We start from the raw sequence: 16,160 nt of genomic DNA, 5'->3' as shown, positions 1-16,160 counted from the left end.
AGGGCCTGCTCGTCGAGCTGACCGACGAGCAGCGGGCCCTGCGCGACGAGCTGCGCGCCTACTTCACCTCGTGCCTCACCGACGAGGAGCGCAAGGCCATCGCCGGCGACCCCTTCGGCGGGGCCTACATCGAGCACTGCCGCAAGCTCGGACGCGACGGGATGCTCGGCGTCGCGTTCCCCGTCGAGTACGGCGGCCGCGGCTACGGCCCGATGGAGCAGCAGATCTTCGCCAACGAGATCGCCCGCGCCGAGGTGCCCTACCCGATCATCACGCTCAACTCCGTCGCGCCGACGATCATCGAGTACGGCACCGACGAGCAGAAGGCGTTCTTCCTGCCCAAGATCCTCGCCGGAGAGTGCCACTTCGCCATCGGGTACTCCGAGCCCGGCGCAGGCACCGACCTGGCTTCCCTGCGCACGACCGCGGTGCTGGACGGCGACCACTTCATCGTCAACGGGCAGAAGATCTTCACCTCGGGCGGCCACTACTCCGACTACATCTGGCTGGCCGCCAGGACGTCGGCGGAGGGCGCCAAGCACAAGGGCATCACGATGCTCATCGTGGACTGCAAGGACCCCGGCTACTCCTGGACGCCCATCGTCACCATGGACGGCCGCCACCACACCAACGCGTCCTACTACCAGGACATCCACGTCCCGGTGAAGGACGTCATCGGCGAGGTGAACCGGGGCTGGAACCTCATCGTCAACCAGCTCAACCACGAGCGCGTCACCCTCGGCCCGGCCGGCAACATCGGCCACCACTACGACAGGTTCGCGGCGTGGGCCCGGCGCACGGGCACGATCGAGGAGCCGGCCGTGCGGCGCGCCCTGGCGCAGGTGTACGGCTTCCTGCGGGTCAACGAGTTCCTGAACTGGCAGGTCGCCGCCAACGCCGCCCTCGGCTGGCTCGGCGCCGCCGACGCCTCGGCCACCAAGATCTACGGCTCGGAGCGGATGCAGGACACCGGCCGGATCATCGGCGAGACCCTCGCCCGGTTCGGCGACCCCGGCGACCCGGGCACCGCGCACTTCATGGACCTGGTCGACCACTCCGTCAAGGGAGCCGTCGTGCTCACCTTCGGCGGCGGCGTCAACGAGATCCAGCGCGAGCTCATCGCGATGCTCGGCCTCGGCCTGCCCCGCGCGCCCCGGTAGGAGGACCGACGTGCACGAGGAACTCACCGCGCTCGCCGAAAGACTCATCGCGCAAGGCGAGCGGCCCGCTCCGCCGCCGCAGGACGCCGTCAACGAGGCGATGATCCGCAACTGGCGGCAGGCCATGGGCGACACCCGCGACTGGGGCGAGGAGGCCCCGCCCGCGATGGCGCAGGTGTGGTCGATGCCCGGCCTGGTCACCCGCAAGGAGCCCTCGGCGGCCGACGACGTGCTCCAGGCGCTCAACGCGGGCGGCTACACCGGCGTCGTCGCCGTCAACTGCGAGCACACCTACGACCGGCCCGTCCGGCTGGGGGAGCGGCTGCGCTCCACCGCGCGGTTCGGCGCCCTGGCCGGGCCCAAGCAGACCGCCATGGGGCTCGGCTACTTCGTCACCTGGTACCAGTCCTGGTACGTCGGCGAGGAACGCGTCGCCGAGATGCTGTTCAGGGTGCTGAAGTTCCAGCCCGTCAAGCGAAGGCCGAAGGGCAAGCCCTCCGCGCCGGCCGTGGGGCAGGACACGGAGTTCTTCTGGGAGGGCGCGCGCGAAGGCGAGCTGCGCATCCAGAAGTGCGGGGAGTGCGGAGAGCTGCGGCACCCGCCGGGGCCGATGTGCCCGGCGTGCAACTCCACGAAGCGCGACCACGTGGTGGTGTCCGGGCGGGGCACCGTCTACAGCTACGTCGTGCACCACCACCCTCCGGTGCCCGGGAGGACCCCGCCTTACGTGGTCGCCCTTGTGGAGCTGGAGGAAGGGCCCCGGATCATCGGGAACGTCCTCGGGGCGGAGCCGTCGGAGGTGTCCGTCGGGATGCCCGTCGAGCTGTCCTTCGAGAAGGTCGACGACGAGGTGACGCTGCCGCAGTGGCGTCCCGAAGGCCGTCCGGCACCGGCTCCGAAGCCGGTTCCCGAGCGCGTCTCGGACTGGCCGTCCCTGGAGGTCGCCCTGACGCCCACCTTCATCATCTCCACGGCCATCGCGACGCGGGACTTCACTCCCGTCCACCACGACGTGGCGCTCGCGCGCGCGCAAGGCTCCAAGGACATCTTCCTCAACATCCTCACCACGATGGCCCTCGTCCAGCGCTACGTCCTGGAGAACAACCCCGGCGCGGTCCTGGCCGGCATGAAGGTCAGGCTCGGCGCCCCCGCCTACGCGGGCGACGCGCTGGTCCTCACCGGCACCAGAGAAGGAGACACCGTGACCGTCCGGGGAACCGTCTCGCTCGGCGACCACGTGAACGCGACGGTGACGCTGCGATGAGCGGATCGAACGGCCGGACGCTCTCCGGCAAGGCGGCCATTGCGGGGATCGGCTCGACCGAGTTCTCCAAGGAGTCGGGGCGCTCGGAGCTCCAGCTCGCCTCCGAGGCCGTTCTCGCGGCGATCCGCGACGCGGGCCTCACCCCGGCCGACGTGGACGGGCTGGTGACGTTCTCGGCGGACGTGAACACCGAGATCGCCGTCGCTCGGGAGACCGGGATCGGGGAGCTGCGGTTCTTCTCGCGGGTCGAGTACGGCGGCGGCGCGGCCTGCGGCACCGTGGCGCACGCGGCCATGGCGGTCGCCACCGGGCAGGCCGACGCGGTGGTCTGCTACCGCGCGTTCAACGAGCGCTCAGGGCACCGCTTCGGACAGGCCACCAACTCCACGCGCGGAGCGACCTCGCAAGGGCTGGAGTTCTCCTGGCACCTGCCTTACGGGCTGTCCACGCCCGCCGCCTGGGTGGCCATGTGCGCGCGCCGGTACCTGCACAAGTACGGCGCGACGAGCGAGGACTTCGGTCGCGTCGCCGTCGCGATGCGCCGCCACGCGGCCACCAACCCGGCCGCCTGGTTCTACGAGCGGCCGATCACGCTGGAGGAGCACCAGGACTCCCGCTGGATCGTGGACCCGCTCCACCTCCTGGACTGCTGCCAGGAGTCCGACGGCGGCGTCGCGATCCTCGTGGTGTCGGCGGAGCGCGCCCGGGACCTCCCGAACCGTCCCGCGGTGATCGCCGCGGCGGCGCAGGGCGCGGCCAAGGACCAGTACATGATGTTCGGCTACTACGGCGCCGACGACCTCACCGAGCTGCCCGCGATGGGCGTCGTCGGCGAGAAGCTCTGGCGCGACTCGGGCCTGACCCCGGCCGACGTCCAGACCGCCATCCTGTACGACCACTTCACCCCGTTCGTCCTCTACCAGTTGGAGGAACTGGGCTTCTGCCCCCGCGGCGAGGCCCGCGACTTCCTGGCCGGCGGCGGCATCGAGATCGACGGCCGCCTCCCGGTGAACCCGCACGGCGGCCAGCTCGGCGAGGCCTACATCCACGGAATGAACGGCATCACCGAAGCGGTCCGGCAGATCCGCGGCACGGCGGCCAACCAGGTCGCCGACGTCGCGAACGTCCTGGTCACCGCAGGAACCGGCGTCCCCACGAGCGGACTGGTCCTCAGCGCGGGCTGAGGCCCGGGCCCAATGAGTAAGGGCCCGGTGGCAGGCTCCCCGGCGAAGCCGGGCTCTCCAAGAGCCTGCCACCGGGCTCAATGAGTAAGGGCCCGCATCCCTACCGGGGTGCGGGCTTCTCTCTTGCGCACTATTTCGGAATACGTAATAGTGCGTAGTGCGAAAGAGGAGGCGCATGGACACGACGCAGTTGCTGAAGGGGGTGCTGGACGTGGCGGTGCTCGCGGTGCTCGACGAGCGCGACAGCTATGGCTACGAGGTCGTCCGGCGGCTGAGGGAGGCCGGCCTGGACGACGTCGGAGACGCCTCGGTGTACGGCACGCTCCGGCGCTTGTTCAAGGCGGGTGCCCTGACGTCCTACGTGGTGCCCTCCGAGGAAGGGCCGCACCGCAAGTACTACGGCCTGAACGACACGGGCCGCACGACCCTGAAGGACTCCCGGGCGACGTGGAGCGGATTCGCCCGGACCATGGACACCCTCCTGGAGCAGAGATGAGCACCGTCACCGAGTACGCGGCCGCCGTCCGCGCGGCCCTCGCCGACATCCCCCAGGCCGACCGGGAGGAGCTCCTGGAGGACCTGGAAGAGCACCTCGCCGAGGTCGCCGCCGAACACGACGGCCCCCTGGAAGGCCGCCTGGGCACGCCTCAGTCCTACGCGGCCGAACTGCGCGCCGCTTACACCGACGCCGCTCCCGTCAAGACGCGGCGGGGGGCCCGTGAGCTGCTGTCCACCGTCGACGTCCGCCGCCGGCGGGTCAAGGACTCGGTGCTCCCGCCCGGCTCGACCCTGCGTGTCGTCCTGGGAGACCTGCGCCCGATCTGGTGGGTCGCCCGCGGCTACTTCACCGGGTTCCTCCTCAACGCGATCCTCGGCGAGGGCCGCGCGTACATCCCGAACGACCCCTTCGCCCTCCTCGTGATGCTGCTGGCGGTGTGCGGCTCGGTGTGGCTCGGCAGCAGGGCGCGCCGCGGCGCGCCGCGCCGGACGGCCGCGGTGCTCGCGGTCGCGGCCCTCACCGGCCTCGGCCTCCTCGGCGGGATGGCCTTCGCCGCGACGGCGGAGGACGACCACGCCGAGGCGGTCGCGATCTCCGCGGGACCGCTGGGGGACGTCGCCAACATCTACGTCTTCACCAAAGACGGCAAACCGGTCAAGGACGTCCTCCTGTACGACCAGTGGGGCGAGCCGATCTTGACGGCGCCGGAGGGCTGGGGCTACATCGAACGGGGAGGGGACCCCCTGATGGGCAACCTCTACCCCAAGGAGATCTGCGCGGTGAACGGGATGGTCAGCGCGATGGTCCCCAGCTGCCCTGGGGAGGCCCAGGGGTTCGACCCTTACGACAGCGCTCCGACCTTCCCCGCGGTGGCCCCCACGGCGACGGTCCCGGCGGAGCCCTTCGAGCCCGAACCGGTCCCGACCGGGAGCGCCTCCCCTGAGGCGCGGCCTTCGCCGTCCGAGAGCCCCACCGCGACGCCGAGCGCCGCGCCCACCGAATGACCGCGACCGACCCGGTGACCGTGGACGGCGTGCTGAGCGCGACGACCCGGTGAGCGTGGACGAGCCGATCATCGCGGATCGCGGGACTGGGCGGGCCCGTTCGGGGCGCCTCTGTCCCGGCAGAGGTAGGTTCGGGCGCATGCGGAGGGAGACGTGGGAGGACGCCGGGTTGTTCCTGGTGCTCGCCGCGCCGGTCTGCGCCGCGCTGGCGGGCCCCGGCGGTGTCGGCGAGTCCGACCTGCCGCAGGTGTTCGGGCTCGTGGGGCTGGCCGGGGTGGTGGCCGTGGCGCGGCGGCTCCCGGCGGCGGCACTGGGCGCGGTGCTCGCGCTGACGGCCGTGCACGGGAACTTCGTGTTCGGGATTCCGGTGATGAGCCTCCTTGCGGGGCGGCGGATGGAGCGGGTCCTGCCCGTCGTCTGGACGCTGTGCGGGGTGTTCGTCGCGGGTGCGGCGCTCAACCTCGCGTACGGGGTGCCCGCGCAGACCTGGTTCGTGCTGACGTGGTGGTTCGTCGTGGCCGGCGTCCTGCCCTGGCTGCTCGGCAGGTACTGGCGGCTGCGCGCCGATCTCGAAGAAGCGGGGTGGGAGCGGGCGCGCCGCCTGGAGCACGAGCAGCGCCTCGTGGGGGAGCGCGAGCGGCTGCGCGAGCGGGGCAGGATCGCCGCGGACCTGCACGACTCCCTCGGCCACGAACTGAGCCTGCTCGCCCTGCGCGCGGCGGCCCTGGAACTGGCCGCCGACCTGCCGGAGCGGCACCGGGCCGCGGCCGGCGACCTGCGCGAGGGCACCGCCGCGGCGACCGAGCGGCTCCAGGAGATCCTCGGCATCCTCCGGCCGGGCGAGGCGGCCACGCGTCCCGCGGGCGAGACCGTCGCCGATCTGGTGGAGCGCGCAGCGGGCTCCGGGATGGCCGTCGTGCTCACCGAGTCCGGGCCTGCCGCGCCCGCCCTGGCCGACCGGGCCGCGCACCGCATCGTGCAGGAGGCGCTGACCAACGCGGCGCGGCACGCGCCGGGCGCGGCCGTGCGCGTCGGCCTGGTCCGGACGGGCGCGGAGACCGCCGTGGAGGTCGTGAACGAGCGGCCGCCCGCGGGGGCCCTGCCCGGCGCGTCAGGGGGCGGCCACGGCCTGACGGGGCTGCGCGAGCGGGTCAGGCTGAGCGGCGGTGAACTGGCGGCGGGGCCGGACGGTGAGGGCTTCGCGGTCCGCGCGCGGCTGCCGCACGTCCCGCCGCCCGCGATGGAGCCCGAGCCCGCGGAGGAGGGTGAGTCCGCGGCGGCCCGGACGTCACGGCGGCGCGCGGCCCGCCGGGGCCTCGCGGCGGCCGTGGCGGTCCCGGCGCTCCTCGTCGGGGCGCTCGGGGTCGCGATGCTCGCCTACCACGTTCACACGAAAGGCTGCCCATGGTGACCGAAGGCGCGCGGGTGCGGGTGCTGCTGGCCGACGACGAGCCGCTGCTGCGGGCCGGGGTGCGGGCCGTCCTCGCCGCCGATCCGGGCCTTGAGGTGGTGGCCGAGGCCGGGGACGGGCACGAGGCCGTCGCCGGGGTGCTCGCGCACCGGCCGGACGTCGTGCTGCTCGACATCCGGATGCCCCGCATGGACGGCCTTGAGGCGGCGGCCGAACTCCGCAGGACGGCCCCGGAGACGGCCGTGGTGATCCTCACGACCTTCTCCGAGGACGCCTACATCACCCGCGCCCTGGCCGAAGGCGCCGACGGCTTCCTGCTCAAGACCGGCGACCCGCGCGACCTCCTCGCCGGGATCCGGGCCGCGGCCTTCGGCGGGGTCTGCCTTGCCCCGTCCGTAGCCCGCCGCCTCGTCGACGGCCTCGGCGGCGAGCGCTTCGCCCGCGCGGCCAGGGCCAGGGACGCGGTCGCCCGCCTGACGCCCAGGGAACGCGACGTTCTCGCGCTCGTGGCCCAAGGGCTGTCCAACGCCGAGATAGGCCGCCGCCTTCACCTCGTCGAAGGCACCGTGAAGGCCCATGTCAGCTCCATCCTCGTGCGCCTGGCCGCCGCCAACCGGGTGCAGGCGGCGATCCAGGCGCATGAGGCGGGGCTCATCTGACGGTCAGACGTCCCGCCTGCGCAGGACCTGGACGGCGCCGAGGGACGCCGCGACCGTCCAGGCGATGACGATCGCGAGACCGGCCGCCGGAGGGTAGGGGTCGGAGACGCCCGACATGAACACGCTCCCGGCGAGGCTGGGAAGGGCCTCCGCCGCGGGCCACTCGGCCTCCATCGCGAAGATGGGAACCAGGATCAGCAGGACGAACAGCGCCGACAAGGCTCCGGCCGCGCTGCGCAGGACGAACACGATCGCGAGGGTGAGGACCCCCATGAAGGCCGAGTAGACGCCCATGACGAGGGCATCGCCGACCAGGCCGTCCAGAGTTCCCCACTCGCCCAGCAAGGGGAGCGCGGCCAGGGCCCCGAGAAGGCACAGGACGCTACCGGCGACGAACATCACCGGCGCCAGCACCAGGGCCTTGGCCAGGAAGACCCGCCCCCGCACCGGCACGGCCTGGAACGTCCAGCGGATCCCCCCGCCCGCGTACTCGGCGCTGACCGACAGGACGACCAGGGCGAAGAGTACGAACTGCCCCATCGTGAAGGAGTCGATGGCGACGGCGCCCACGGCGTGCACGCCCGAGTCGTTGTCCGCGAGGTCGTCGGTGTTCTCGTTCGCGTGGATGATCCCCATCTGGGCGCAACTCGCCGCCATGACGACGGCCGCCGCCGCAAGCGTCCACCAGGTGGAGCGGACCGTCGTCAGCCTCGTCCACTCCGCGGCCGCCGCCGCGCGCAGTTCCCCGCTCATGCCCGCACCCCGTATTCCACCGACTCGCCGGTGAGCTCCATGTACCGCTGCTCCAGTGACGCCTCCTCGACGGCCAGGCCGTGCAGGCGCAGGCCGAGTTCGTGCGCGAGGTCGCCGATCCGCTCGGGCGCCGTGCCGGTGACGCGCAGCGTTCCGGGGCCCGTCTCGCGGGCTCCGGGCAGCCGGGCGGCCAGCGCGGCGAGGCCCGCGGCGTCCGGCGACGCGACCCGCACGCCCGCGCCGTCCGCGACGAGGTCGGCGACGGTGGTGTCCGCGAGCAGCCTTCCGCGGCCGATGACGACGAGGCGGTCCGCGGTCAGCTGCATCTCGCTCATGAGGTGGCTGGACAGGAGCACGGTCCTGCCCTCGGCGGCCAGCGACCGCATGAGGGTCCGCACCCAGCGCACCCCGTCGGGGTCGAGGCCGTTCACCGGCTCGTCGAACAGCAGCACCGCAGGGTCGCCGAGCAGCGCGGCGGCGATGCCGAGCCGCTGGCTCATGCCGAGCGAGTACGTGCCCGCACGGCGGCGCGCGGCCTTGGCGAGCCCGACGGTCTCCAGCACCTCGTCCACCCGGGAGGCGGGCAAGCCGCCCGACCGGGCCAAGGCGAGCAGATGGTTGCGCCCGCTGCGTCCCGGATGCACCGCGCGGGCGTCCAACAGTGCGCCGACCTCCCGCAGCGGCCACTTCAGTTCCCGGTAAGGCCGCCCGTTCACCAGCGCGCTTCCGCGCGTGGGGGAGTCGAGCCCGAGGACCATCCGCATGGTGGTGCTCTTGCCTGCGCCGTTCGGGCCGAGGAATCCGGTGACGAGCCCGGGTTCGATCCGGGCGCTGAGCCCGTCCACGGCGGTCACGTCGCCGTAGCGCTTGGTCAGGTCCGTCAGAGTGATCAAGTTCCGCCTCCTTCTCGCATGCTCCGAAGCTACGGACGGAGGCGGGCCCTGATCTTGGGGCGAAGGAGAGGAGCCGCCCCCCACTTTCGTCAGGGGTGCGTAGGTGAGCGGGACTACTGGGGCGCTGAAAGGGCGGCGCAGGTGGGGCTGCCGGAGGGTTCCGCCTCGTCTGCGAAGTGGTGGGCGTCGGCGAAGTAGAGGGAGGAGGTGCCGGGGAAGCGGGCGGTGGTCCCGGCGAACTGGAGGCTGCGGTCCGGGGGGAAGTGAAGGCAGGCCGTCATGGCGGCGGACGTGGGGGACGGGTGCGTGACGGTGACCGTGACGGGCCCGGGAATGCGGGAGTACTCGGTGACGAGGTAGGTGGCCGCGGCGTCTATGTCCTGCCCCGTGGCTTCGGGCGAGGTGCTGTCGAGGGACTTGAGGCGGGCCGCGTCGCCTGCGCGCAGGGCGGTGACGAAGTCGGCGAGGGCCACACGGTCGGGCCTCGTGGTGCCGTGGAACACGACGCCTTCGGGATAAGGCCCCTCGGCCCAGTGGCGCCCGGCGAAGAACGCCGCCGTGAGGACGACGAGCGCGGGCGGGATCAGCCAGCGGGTCTGCAAAGGGCTCCCAGGGTGAGTTGCGGACGATGACTGGGTTATCCCACTGTCGTCACTCTCTGTAAACAAATGTGCACCGATGGGTCGCGGCCGGGCGGTTAGGGTGGAAGGTGCCGGGGCCGCGTCGTGCTCGCTGGGCCCCGAGGAACGGCATCGAAGCGAGGGGGTCGTCATGGCGCGGTTGTCGGAGGACGAGATCCTGGTGCGACTGGTGGACGTGCCGCGGTGGAAGCGCAGCGGCAACGTGATCACCCGGACGGTGGAGGCGCCGAGCTTCCTGGCCGGGATAGCCATCGTGGACGAGGTGGCCCGCGAGGCCGAGGACATGAACCACCACCCGGACATCGACATCCGGTGGCGGAACGTGACGTTCACGCTCACCACCCACGATGCGGGTTCGACGCTCACAGCCAAGGACTTCGATCTCGCCGAGCGGATCGACAGGGCGGCCCGCGAGAGCAGCGCCTGAGCCGGACGAGGCAGGTGATCATCTGGGGTTTGCCGTCGTTTGGTACTAGCCGTCCTTCGATAAGGGGATAGTCCAAAGATGTCGGCATTCGCCCTGGTGGGGGAGTTATCTCGGGACTTCACCGAATTTTCTAGGGTGTCCGTGGCAACTGATCCGGTTCACCTGGGAAGGGCTACTGACCCTACGCCCATGGGGAGGCGCAGTGCCGGTGACCGTGGAGGACGTCTATGAGTACGTCCATGGAGTGTGCTTCAAGAAGGGCCCGCCGGGGACGGTCGGAGCCGAGACCGAATGGTTCGTCCGCGAGAGGGCCAGGCCCCTCGCGCCCGTCCCGGTGGAGCGCCTGCGCCAGGCCATGGCCGCGCCGCTGCCCGCCGGGAGCAAGGTCACGTTCGAGCCGGGCGGTCAGCTGGAGCTGAGCTCGGCGCCGATGGACGGCCCGGAGGCCGCCTGCGCGGCGCTGGCCGCCGACCTCGCCGAGACCCGCCGCAGGCTGCCGGGGCTGGAGCTCGTCGGCATGGGCGTCGATCCCGACCGCCCGTCCCGTCTTCAGGTGCACGACGCGCGCTACCGGGCGATGAGCGACTACTTCGGGGACATCACGATGATGTGCTCGACCGCCTCGGTGCAGGTCTGCCTCGACATCGGCGGCGACGCCGCCGAGGCCGCGCGCCGCTGGCGCCTGGCCCACCTGCTCGGCCCGGTGCTGGTCGCCGCGTTCGCCAACTCGCCGCTGCTGGGCGGGCGCCGCACCGGCTACGCCTCGACCCGCCAGGCGGTCTGGGCGGGGCTGGACCGCTGCCGGACCTCCGCGCCCGTCGGCGCCGTCCCCGAGACGGCCTGGGCCGAATACGCCCTCGACGCCCGGGTCATGCTGATCCGGAGGGAGGACGGCTGGCTGGGCGACCCCGGCCTCACGTTCCGGCAGTGGATCCACGAGGGCTCGCCCACCGCCGACGACCTGCGCTACCACCTGACGACCCTGTTCCCGCCGGTCCGGCCGCAGGGCTGGCTGGAGCTGCGGATGATCGACGAGCTGCCCGAGCCGTACTGGCGGGTGCCCGTCGCGCTCGTCGCGGCCCTGCTGGACCGTGCGCCCGACGCCGCCGAGCAGGCGGCGGCCCCGGCCGCGGGCCTGTGGGCGCGCGCGGCGCGCGACGGGGTGCGCGACCCGGTCCTGGCCCGCGCCGCGGTCGCCTGCTTCGAGGCCGCGGCGGCACGGCTGGACGGGCCGCTCAAGCATCTCGTGGAGGAGTACGCCGAAAGGTACGTGATCCGGGGGCTGTGCCCGGCGGACGACGTTCTGAAGAGGGAGCACGCATGGACGCGGTGAAGGAGCGGATCGCGGCGGAACTCGTCGCCGCGCGGGAGCGCAGCCACCTGCTGACCGCCCTTGAGGACCGGGATCTGACGACGCAGGTGTCGCCGCTGATGTCGCCGCTGGTGTGGGACCTGGCCCACGTCGGCAACTACGAGGAGCTGTGGCTGCTGCGCGCGGCGGCGGGCGTGGAGCCGCTCCGACCGGAGATCGATGGTCTGTACGACGCCTTCGAGCACCCCCGCGCGAGCCGCCCTTCGCTGCCGTTGCTGCCGCCAGAGGAGGCCCGCTCCTACATCGGGACGGTCCGGGACATGGTCCTGGACTCCCTGAAGGACCTCCGGGAGGACCGCCTCTACCTGTACGAGATGGTCATCCAGCACGAGCACCAGCACGACGAGACGATGCTCGCGACCCACCAGCTCCGGAAGGAACCGGCCGGCCTCGCGGAGCCCCCGGCCGGCGACCCCTCGCCGATCGTCCCTTTCGCCCCCGAGACCTTCATCCCCGGCGGCCCGTTCACGATGGGCACCGACGACCCCGAGACCTACGACAACGAGCGTCCCGCCCACGTCGTGGACGTCCCGCCGTTCTTCATCGACACGGTCCCGGTGAGCAACGCCGACTACATGGCCTTCATCGAGGACGGCGGCTACGACCGGCCGGAGTGGTGGGATCCGCGGGGCTGGGCGTGGCGGAAGGACAAGGACGCCAAGGCCCCGGCCTTCTGGTTCCGCGAAGGGGTCTGGCTCCGCCGGAGGTTCGGCGACGTGGAGCCCGTGCCGCCGGACCGGCCCGTCCAGCACGTCAGCTGGTACGAGGCCGACGCCTACGCGCGCTGGGCGGGGCGCAGGCTGCCCACGGAAGCGGAGTGGGAGAAGGCGGCGCGCTGGGACGAGGCGGCCCAGCGCTCCCGCAGATATCCCTGGGGTGACATCTACTCCCCGGAGAGGGCCAATCTCGGTCAGAAGTGGTTGCAGCCCGCCAAAACGGGATCTTTCTCCAATGGGGCCTCGCCGACGGGGGTCCGGCAGCTCCTCGGCGACGTCTGGGAGTGGACGGCCACGGACTTCCACGGCTACCCGGGGTTCCAGGTCAAGCCGTACAAGGAGTACTCGCAGGTGTTCTTCGGCCCTGACTACAAGGTGCTGCGCGGAGGGTCCTGGGCGACCGACCCGGTCGCCGCCCGCGGCACGTTCCGCAACTGGGACCTCCCGATCCGCCGCCAGATCTTCGCCGGCTTCCGCTGCGCGAGGAGTGTCTAGTTGTGCAGGCACCTGGCCTACCTGGGCCCGCCCCGCAGCCTGCACTCGCTCGTCTACGGCCCGCCGCACTCCCTGGAGCGGCAGTCGTGGGAGCCCAAGCTGTGCGCGCGCAACAAGCTGAACGCCGACGGGTTCGGCGTCGGCTGGTACGCGGGCGAGCGGACCCTGCGCTACCGCCGCGCCCAGCCCATCTGGACCGACACCGGGTTCGCCGAGCTCAGCGAGATCCTGACGGCCTCGGTCGCGCTCGCCGCCGTGCGCAGCGCCACCCCCGGGTTCCCGGTCGAGGAGTCGGGCGCGCAGCCGATGCGCTGCGGGCGCTGGCTGTTCAGCCACAACGGGCGCGTCGAGGGGTTCAGCGCGGTCGAGGCCAAGCTGCGCGAGCTGGCCGGCGACCTCTCGCTGGTGCCCGAGGCGCGCGCCCCGCTCGACTCGGCGCTGCTGTTCGCGCGGGCCGTCAGGTTCTGGCGGGGCGGCCGGGCGCTCGCCGAGGGGCTGGCCGAGACCGTCCGGACGGTCGCCGCGATCGCGCCCGGCGACTACAACCTGCTCGCCTCCGACGGCGCCTCCCTGGCCGCGACGGCCTGGGGCGCCTCCCTGTTCGTGCGCGCGACCGACCAGGCGGCGGTCATCGCCTCGGAGCCCTACGACGGCAATCCCGCCTGGCAGCGGGTGCCCGACCGCTCGCTCGTCGCCGCGCACCGGCACGGCGACACCGTCCGACTGGCCATCCATCCGCTGCGCTGAAGGAGTGACATGGACGCCCACCCCAAGCCCGAGATCCTGCTTGCCCCGGGAGCCTTGGACGCCGCACTGCGGGCCGACGTACGCGCCGGCCTCACCGCGACGCCCAAGACGCTCCCGCCCAAGTGGTTCTACGACGACAGGGGAAGCGCCCTGTTCGATCGGATCACCCGTCTGGAGGAGTACTACCCGACCCGAAGGGAGCGCGCGATCCTCGTCGAGCGCGCTCCGGAGATAGCGACCCTCACCGGCGCCCGCACCCTTGTGGAGCTGGGCGCGGGCTCGGGGGAGAAGACCCGGCTCCTGCTGGACGCCCTTCCCCTCGACACCTATGTGCCGGTGGACGTCAGCGGGGAGTTCCTCGCCGACGCGGCCTCGAAGATCGCCGCCGACTACCCGGGCCTCGCGGTCCGGCCGGTGGTGGCCGATCTGGAGGAGCACCTCGCGGAGGTGCCCGGCGGGCCTGCCGAACTCGTCGTCTTCCTCGGCGGCACGATCGGCAACATGGTCCCGGCCGAGCGCCGCGGCTTCCTGGCCGCGGTGCGCTCCCTCGTCGGGAAGGACGGCGCGTTCCTGCTCGGAGCCGACCTGGTGAAGGACCCGGCAAGGCTGGTGCGCGCCTACGACGACGCCGAGGGCGTCACCGCGGCCTTCAACCGCAACGTTCTCGCCGTCATCAACGACAGGCTCGGCGGGGACTTCCGGCCCGAGGAGTTCGCGCACGTCGCGGTGTGGAACGCCGAGGACGAGTGGATCGAGATGCGCCTTCGGGCGCGGTCGGCGCAGACCGTGCGGATCGCGGCCCTCGACCTGACCGTCGAGTTCGCCGCGGGCGAGGAGATGCGCACCGAGATCTCGGCCAAGTTCCGCCCCGAGGGGCTGAAGGAGGAACTGACCGCGGCCGGGTTCGGCATCCGGGCCCTCTGGACCGATCCCGACGGTGACTTCAGTCTCACCCTCGCCGTTCCCGCCGCCGGATGAGCGTCCGGATCCACTCCACGGGCGGCGAAACGGAGGTGTGACGAAGACCCCGCGAAACACGCTGCTAAAGAACTGTCACAGAGCCGATCTAGGCTGGTCCCATGCCGAGTCCGCGGGGCCGTGTCACGATCCGCGAGCTGGCGCGGGCCACGGGCCTGTCGCCGGCCGCGGTCTCTTACGCGCTGCGCGGGATCCACACCTCGGCCGAGACCCAGCGGCGGGTGCGGCGGGCCGCGGCCGAACTCGGCTACCGGGCCGATCCGATCGCGCGGGCGCTGGCCAGCGGGCGCACCGGCACCGTCGGGGTGCTGTGCGGCTCGCTGGAGGACTACTGGCAGCAGGATCTTGCGGTCCGCGTGGGCCGCGAGCTCCTCGCCGGCGGCCGGTACGCCATCATCCTGGACGCCGCGGGCGATCCGGCCCGGGAGGCCGCCCTGGCGCTGCGGCTGCGCGAGCAGCGGGTCGACGGCCTCATCGTGCAGGCCCTCGATCCCGCCGCCGCACTGTGGGCGGAACTCGCCGAGACCGTCCCGTTGGTCCCGATCGGCGACGCCCTCGCCGGGAACCCACACGGCGAGGTCGTCTTCGACAACCGCCGCGGGGTGACGCTCGCGCTGGAGCACCTGCACGGCCTCGGCCACCGCCGCGTCGGCGTGCTCACCACGACCCTGGCCGGCACCCCGGACCGGCCGGCCGACCTGCACGTCCACGCCGAGGCCGCCCGGCTCGGCCTCACCGCGCGGGTGGCGATCAGCGGCGCGGGCCGCGCCGAGGCGGCGGAGGCCGCGCGGGAGCTGCTCACCGAGGCCCCGCCCCCGACGGCGGTCTTCTGCTTCTCCGACTCGATCGCCTACGGCGTCTACGACGCGGCCCGGACGCTCGGCCTGCGCGTCCCCGCCGACGTCTCGGTGTGCGGGTACGACGGGCACGCCCTCTCGGATCTGCTCACCCCGCCGCTCACCACGGTCGACTGGCGGCTCGCCGAGGTCGCCGCCGACGCCGTCGGCCTCGTCCTCGCGGGCATCGACGGCGGGCCGCCGGGCCGCCGCGTCGTCCGCGAGCCCGCCCTGGTCCCGCGCGCCTCCACGGCCCCGCCCGCAGGCGCCGCGCCGCACAATGATCGGATGTCCCAGTGATCACCTTCTCCGGCGTCACCAAGCGGTACGCCGACGGCACGGTCGCGGTCGACGGCCTCGACCTCAGCCTCCCGACCGGCGAGATCACCGTGCTCGTCGGTCCCTCGGGCTGCGGCAAGACCACCACGCTGCGCATGATCAACCGGATGGTCGAGCCGACCGAGGGAACCATCGCCATCGACGGCGCCGACGTGACCTCCCGCCCCCCCGCGGAGCTGCGGCGCGGCATCGGCTACGTGATCCAGCAGGGCGGCCTCTTCCCGCACCGCACGGTCGTCGACAACATCGCGACGGTCCCGCTGCTGCTCGGCTGGGACAAGAAGCGGGCCCGCGACCGGGCGCTGGAGCTGCTGCCGCGGGTCGGCCTCGACGAGGCGCTCGGCGCGCGCTACCCGCACCAGCTGTCCGGCGGGCAGCAGCAGCGCGTCGGCGTGGCCAGGGCGCTGGCCGCCGACCCGCCCGTGCTGCTCATGGACGAGCCGTTCAGCGCGGTCGACCCGGTGGTCCGGGCCGGGCTCCAGGAGGAGTTCCTGCGCCTGCAGGCCGAACTGCACAAGACCATCGTGTTCGTCACCCACGACATCGACGAGGCGGTCCGGCTCGGCCACCGCATCGCCGTCTTCGCCAAGGGCGGCCGGGTCGCCCAGTTCGCCGCGCCGCGCGAGCTGCTCGCCGCGCCCGAGCCCGGGTTCGTCACCGAGTTCCTCGGCGGCGAGCGCGGCCTGCGCAAGCTGCGGTTCTTCGCCGAGCTCGACGCCACCCCCGAGGCCGACCGCCCGGTCGGCCCCGAAGACTCGGTCGGCCCCGGGAACGGGGAGGGG

General features: G+C 72.7%; 16 protein-coding genes and 1 pseudogene. 14 read left to right on the top strand and 3 right to left on the bottom strand.

Annotated elements, in window-relative coordinates:
* Window positions 1-5 precede the first annotated feature (5 nt).
* The 7 genes from ACYVOM_RS02170 (at window position 6) to ACYVOM_RS02140 (ending at window position 7,181) form a co-directional block, all read left to right on the top strand.
* Complete coding sequence (locus ACYVOM_RS02170) at window positions 6-1,160, top strand: acyl-CoA dehydrogenase family protein (RefSeq protein WP_460302330.1); 1,155 nt, start codon at window positions 6-8, stop codon at window positions 1,158-1,160.
* Window positions 1,161-1,170: 10 nt separating this feature from the next.
* Window positions 1,171-2,424 carry an OB-fold domain-containing protein gene (locus tag ACYVOM_RS02165; protein WP_460301478.1) on the top strand — a complete coding sequence of 418 codons (1,254 nt, stop codon included), beginning with the start codon at window positions 1,171-1,173 and terminating at the stop codon, window positions 2,422-2,424.
* Complete coding sequence (locus tag ACYVOM_RS02160) at window positions 2,421-3,608, top strand: lipid-transfer protein (protein WP_460301477.1); 1,188 nt, start codon at window positions 2,421-2,423, stop codon at window positions 3,606-3,608. The genes ACYVOM_RS02165 and ACYVOM_RS02160 overlap by 4 nt, the downstream gene beginning before the upstream one ends.
* Before the next feature lie 175 nt (window positions 3,609-3,783).
* On the top strand, window positions 3,784-4,104 hold the full coding sequence (locus ACYVOM_RS02155; RefSeq protein ID WP_460301476.1) for a PadR family transcriptional regulator: 321 nt from the start codon (window positions 3,784-3,786) through the stop codon (window positions 4,102-4,104).
* A complete protein-coding gene (locus ACYVOM_RS02150) occupies window positions 4,101-5,111 on the top strand; it encodes an HAAS signaling domain-containing protein (protein ID WP_460301475.1) in 1,011 nt (336 codons plus the stop codon). The genes ACYVOM_RS02155 and ACYVOM_RS02150 overlap by 4 nt, the downstream gene beginning before the upstream one ends.
* Before the next feature lie 139 nt (window positions 5,112-5,250).
* The gene (locus ACYVOM_RS02145) at window positions 5,251-6,522 is read left to right on the top strand and encodes a sensor histidine kinase (protein ID WP_460301474.1); all 1,272 of its coding nucleotides are present in this window, start codon (window positions 5,251-5,253) and stop codon (window positions 6,520-6,522) included.
* Window positions 6,516-7,181: a response regulator gene (locus ACYVOM_RS02140; protein WP_460301473.1), complete on the top strand. Its 666-nt coding sequence runs from the start codon at window positions 6,516-6,518 to the stop codon at window positions 7,179-7,181. Before ACYVOM_RS02145 ends, ACYVOM_RS02140 begins: the two co-directional genes overlap by 7 nt.
* A 3-nt stretch (window positions 7,182-7,184) precedes the next feature.
* Here the strand turns inward: ACYVOM_RS02140 and ACYVOM_RS02135 are convergent, their stop codons facing one another.
* From ACYVOM_RS02135 to ACYVOM_RS02125, 3 genes are all read right to left on the bottom strand, one after another.
* Window positions 7,185-7,934 (bottom strand): hypothetical protein, encoded by a 750-nt coding sequence (locus tag ACYVOM_RS02135; protein WP_460301472.1) that lies wholly within the window; start codon window positions 7,932-7,934, stop codon window positions 7,185-7,187.
* Window positions 7,931-8,827 carry an ABC transporter ATP-binding protein gene (locus ACYVOM_RS02130; protein ID WP_460301471.1) on the bottom strand — a complete coding sequence of 299 codons (897 nt, stop codon included), beginning with the start codon at window positions 8,825-8,827 and terminating at the stop codon, window positions 7,931-7,933. The genes ACYVOM_RS02135 and ACYVOM_RS02130 overlap by 4 nt, the downstream gene beginning before the upstream one ends.
* A gap of 113 nt (window positions 8,828-8,940) precedes the next feature.
* Window positions 8,941-9,429: a hypothetical protein gene (locus ACYVOM_RS02125; protein WP_460301470.1), complete on the bottom strand. Its 489-nt coding sequence runs from the start codon at window positions 9,427-9,429 to the stop codon at window positions 8,941-8,943.
* Window positions 9,430-9,598: 169 nt separating this feature from the next.
* Between ACYVOM_RS02125 and ACYVOM_RS02120 the strand changes: the two genes are divergently transcribed.
* The 7 genes and pseudogenes from ACYVOM_RS02120 to ACYVOM_RS02090 form a co-directional block, all read left to right on the top strand.
* Complete coding sequence (locus ACYVOM_RS02120) at window positions 9,599-9,895, top strand: 4a-hydroxytetrahydrobiopterin dehydratase (protein WP_460301469.1); 297 nt, start codon at window positions 9,599-9,601, stop codon at window positions 9,893-9,895.
* A gap of 202 nt (window positions 9,896-10,097) precedes the next feature.
* Entirely contained in the window at window positions 10,098-11,228 is a 1,131-nt protein-coding gene (egtA, locus tag ACYVOM_RS02115; RefSeq protein WP_460301468.1) for an ergothioneine biosynthesis glutamate--cysteine ligase EgtA, read from the top strand.
* Complete coding sequence (gene egtB / locus ACYVOM_RS02110; RefSeq protein WP_460301467.1) at window positions 11,216-12,478, top strand: ergothioneine biosynthesis protein EgtB; 1,263 nt, start codon at window positions 11,216-11,218, stop codon at window positions 12,476-12,478. The genes egtA and egtB overlap by 13 nt, the downstream gene beginning before the upstream one ends.
* A complete protein-coding gene (egtC, locus tag ACYVOM_RS02105; RefSeq protein WP_460301466.1) occupies window positions 12,479-13,225 on the top strand; it encodes an ergothioneine biosynthesis protein EgtC in 747 nt (248 codons plus the stop codon).
* Window positions 13,226-13,234: 9 nt separating this feature from the next.
* A complete protein-coding gene (egtD, locus tag ACYVOM_RS02100) occupies window positions 13,235-14,203 on the top strand; it encodes an L-histidine N(alpha)-methyltransferase (protein ID WP_460301465.1) in 969 nt (322 codons plus the stop codon).
* Between the two features lie 101 nt (window positions 14,204-14,304).
* Window positions 14,305-15,339 (top strand): LacI family DNA-binding transcriptional regulator, encoded by a 1,035-nt coding sequence (locus tag ACYVOM_RS02095; RefSeq protein ID WP_460301464.1) that lies wholly within the window; start codon window positions 14,305-14,307, stop codon window positions 15,337-15,339.
* Window positions 15,336-16,139, top strand: a pseudogene (locus ACYVOM_RS02090) (ABC transporter ATP-binding protein); the annotation flags it as partial. The gene ACYVOM_RS02095 and the pseudogene ACYVOM_RS02090, both read left to right, overlap by 4 nt.
* Window positions 16,140-16,160: the final 21 nt, after the last annotated feature.

Source organism: Actinocorallia aurea (assembly GCF_054783995.1).
Note: the sequence above shows the minus strand (reverse complement) of the source record. Positions and strands in the feature narration are given on the sequence as shown.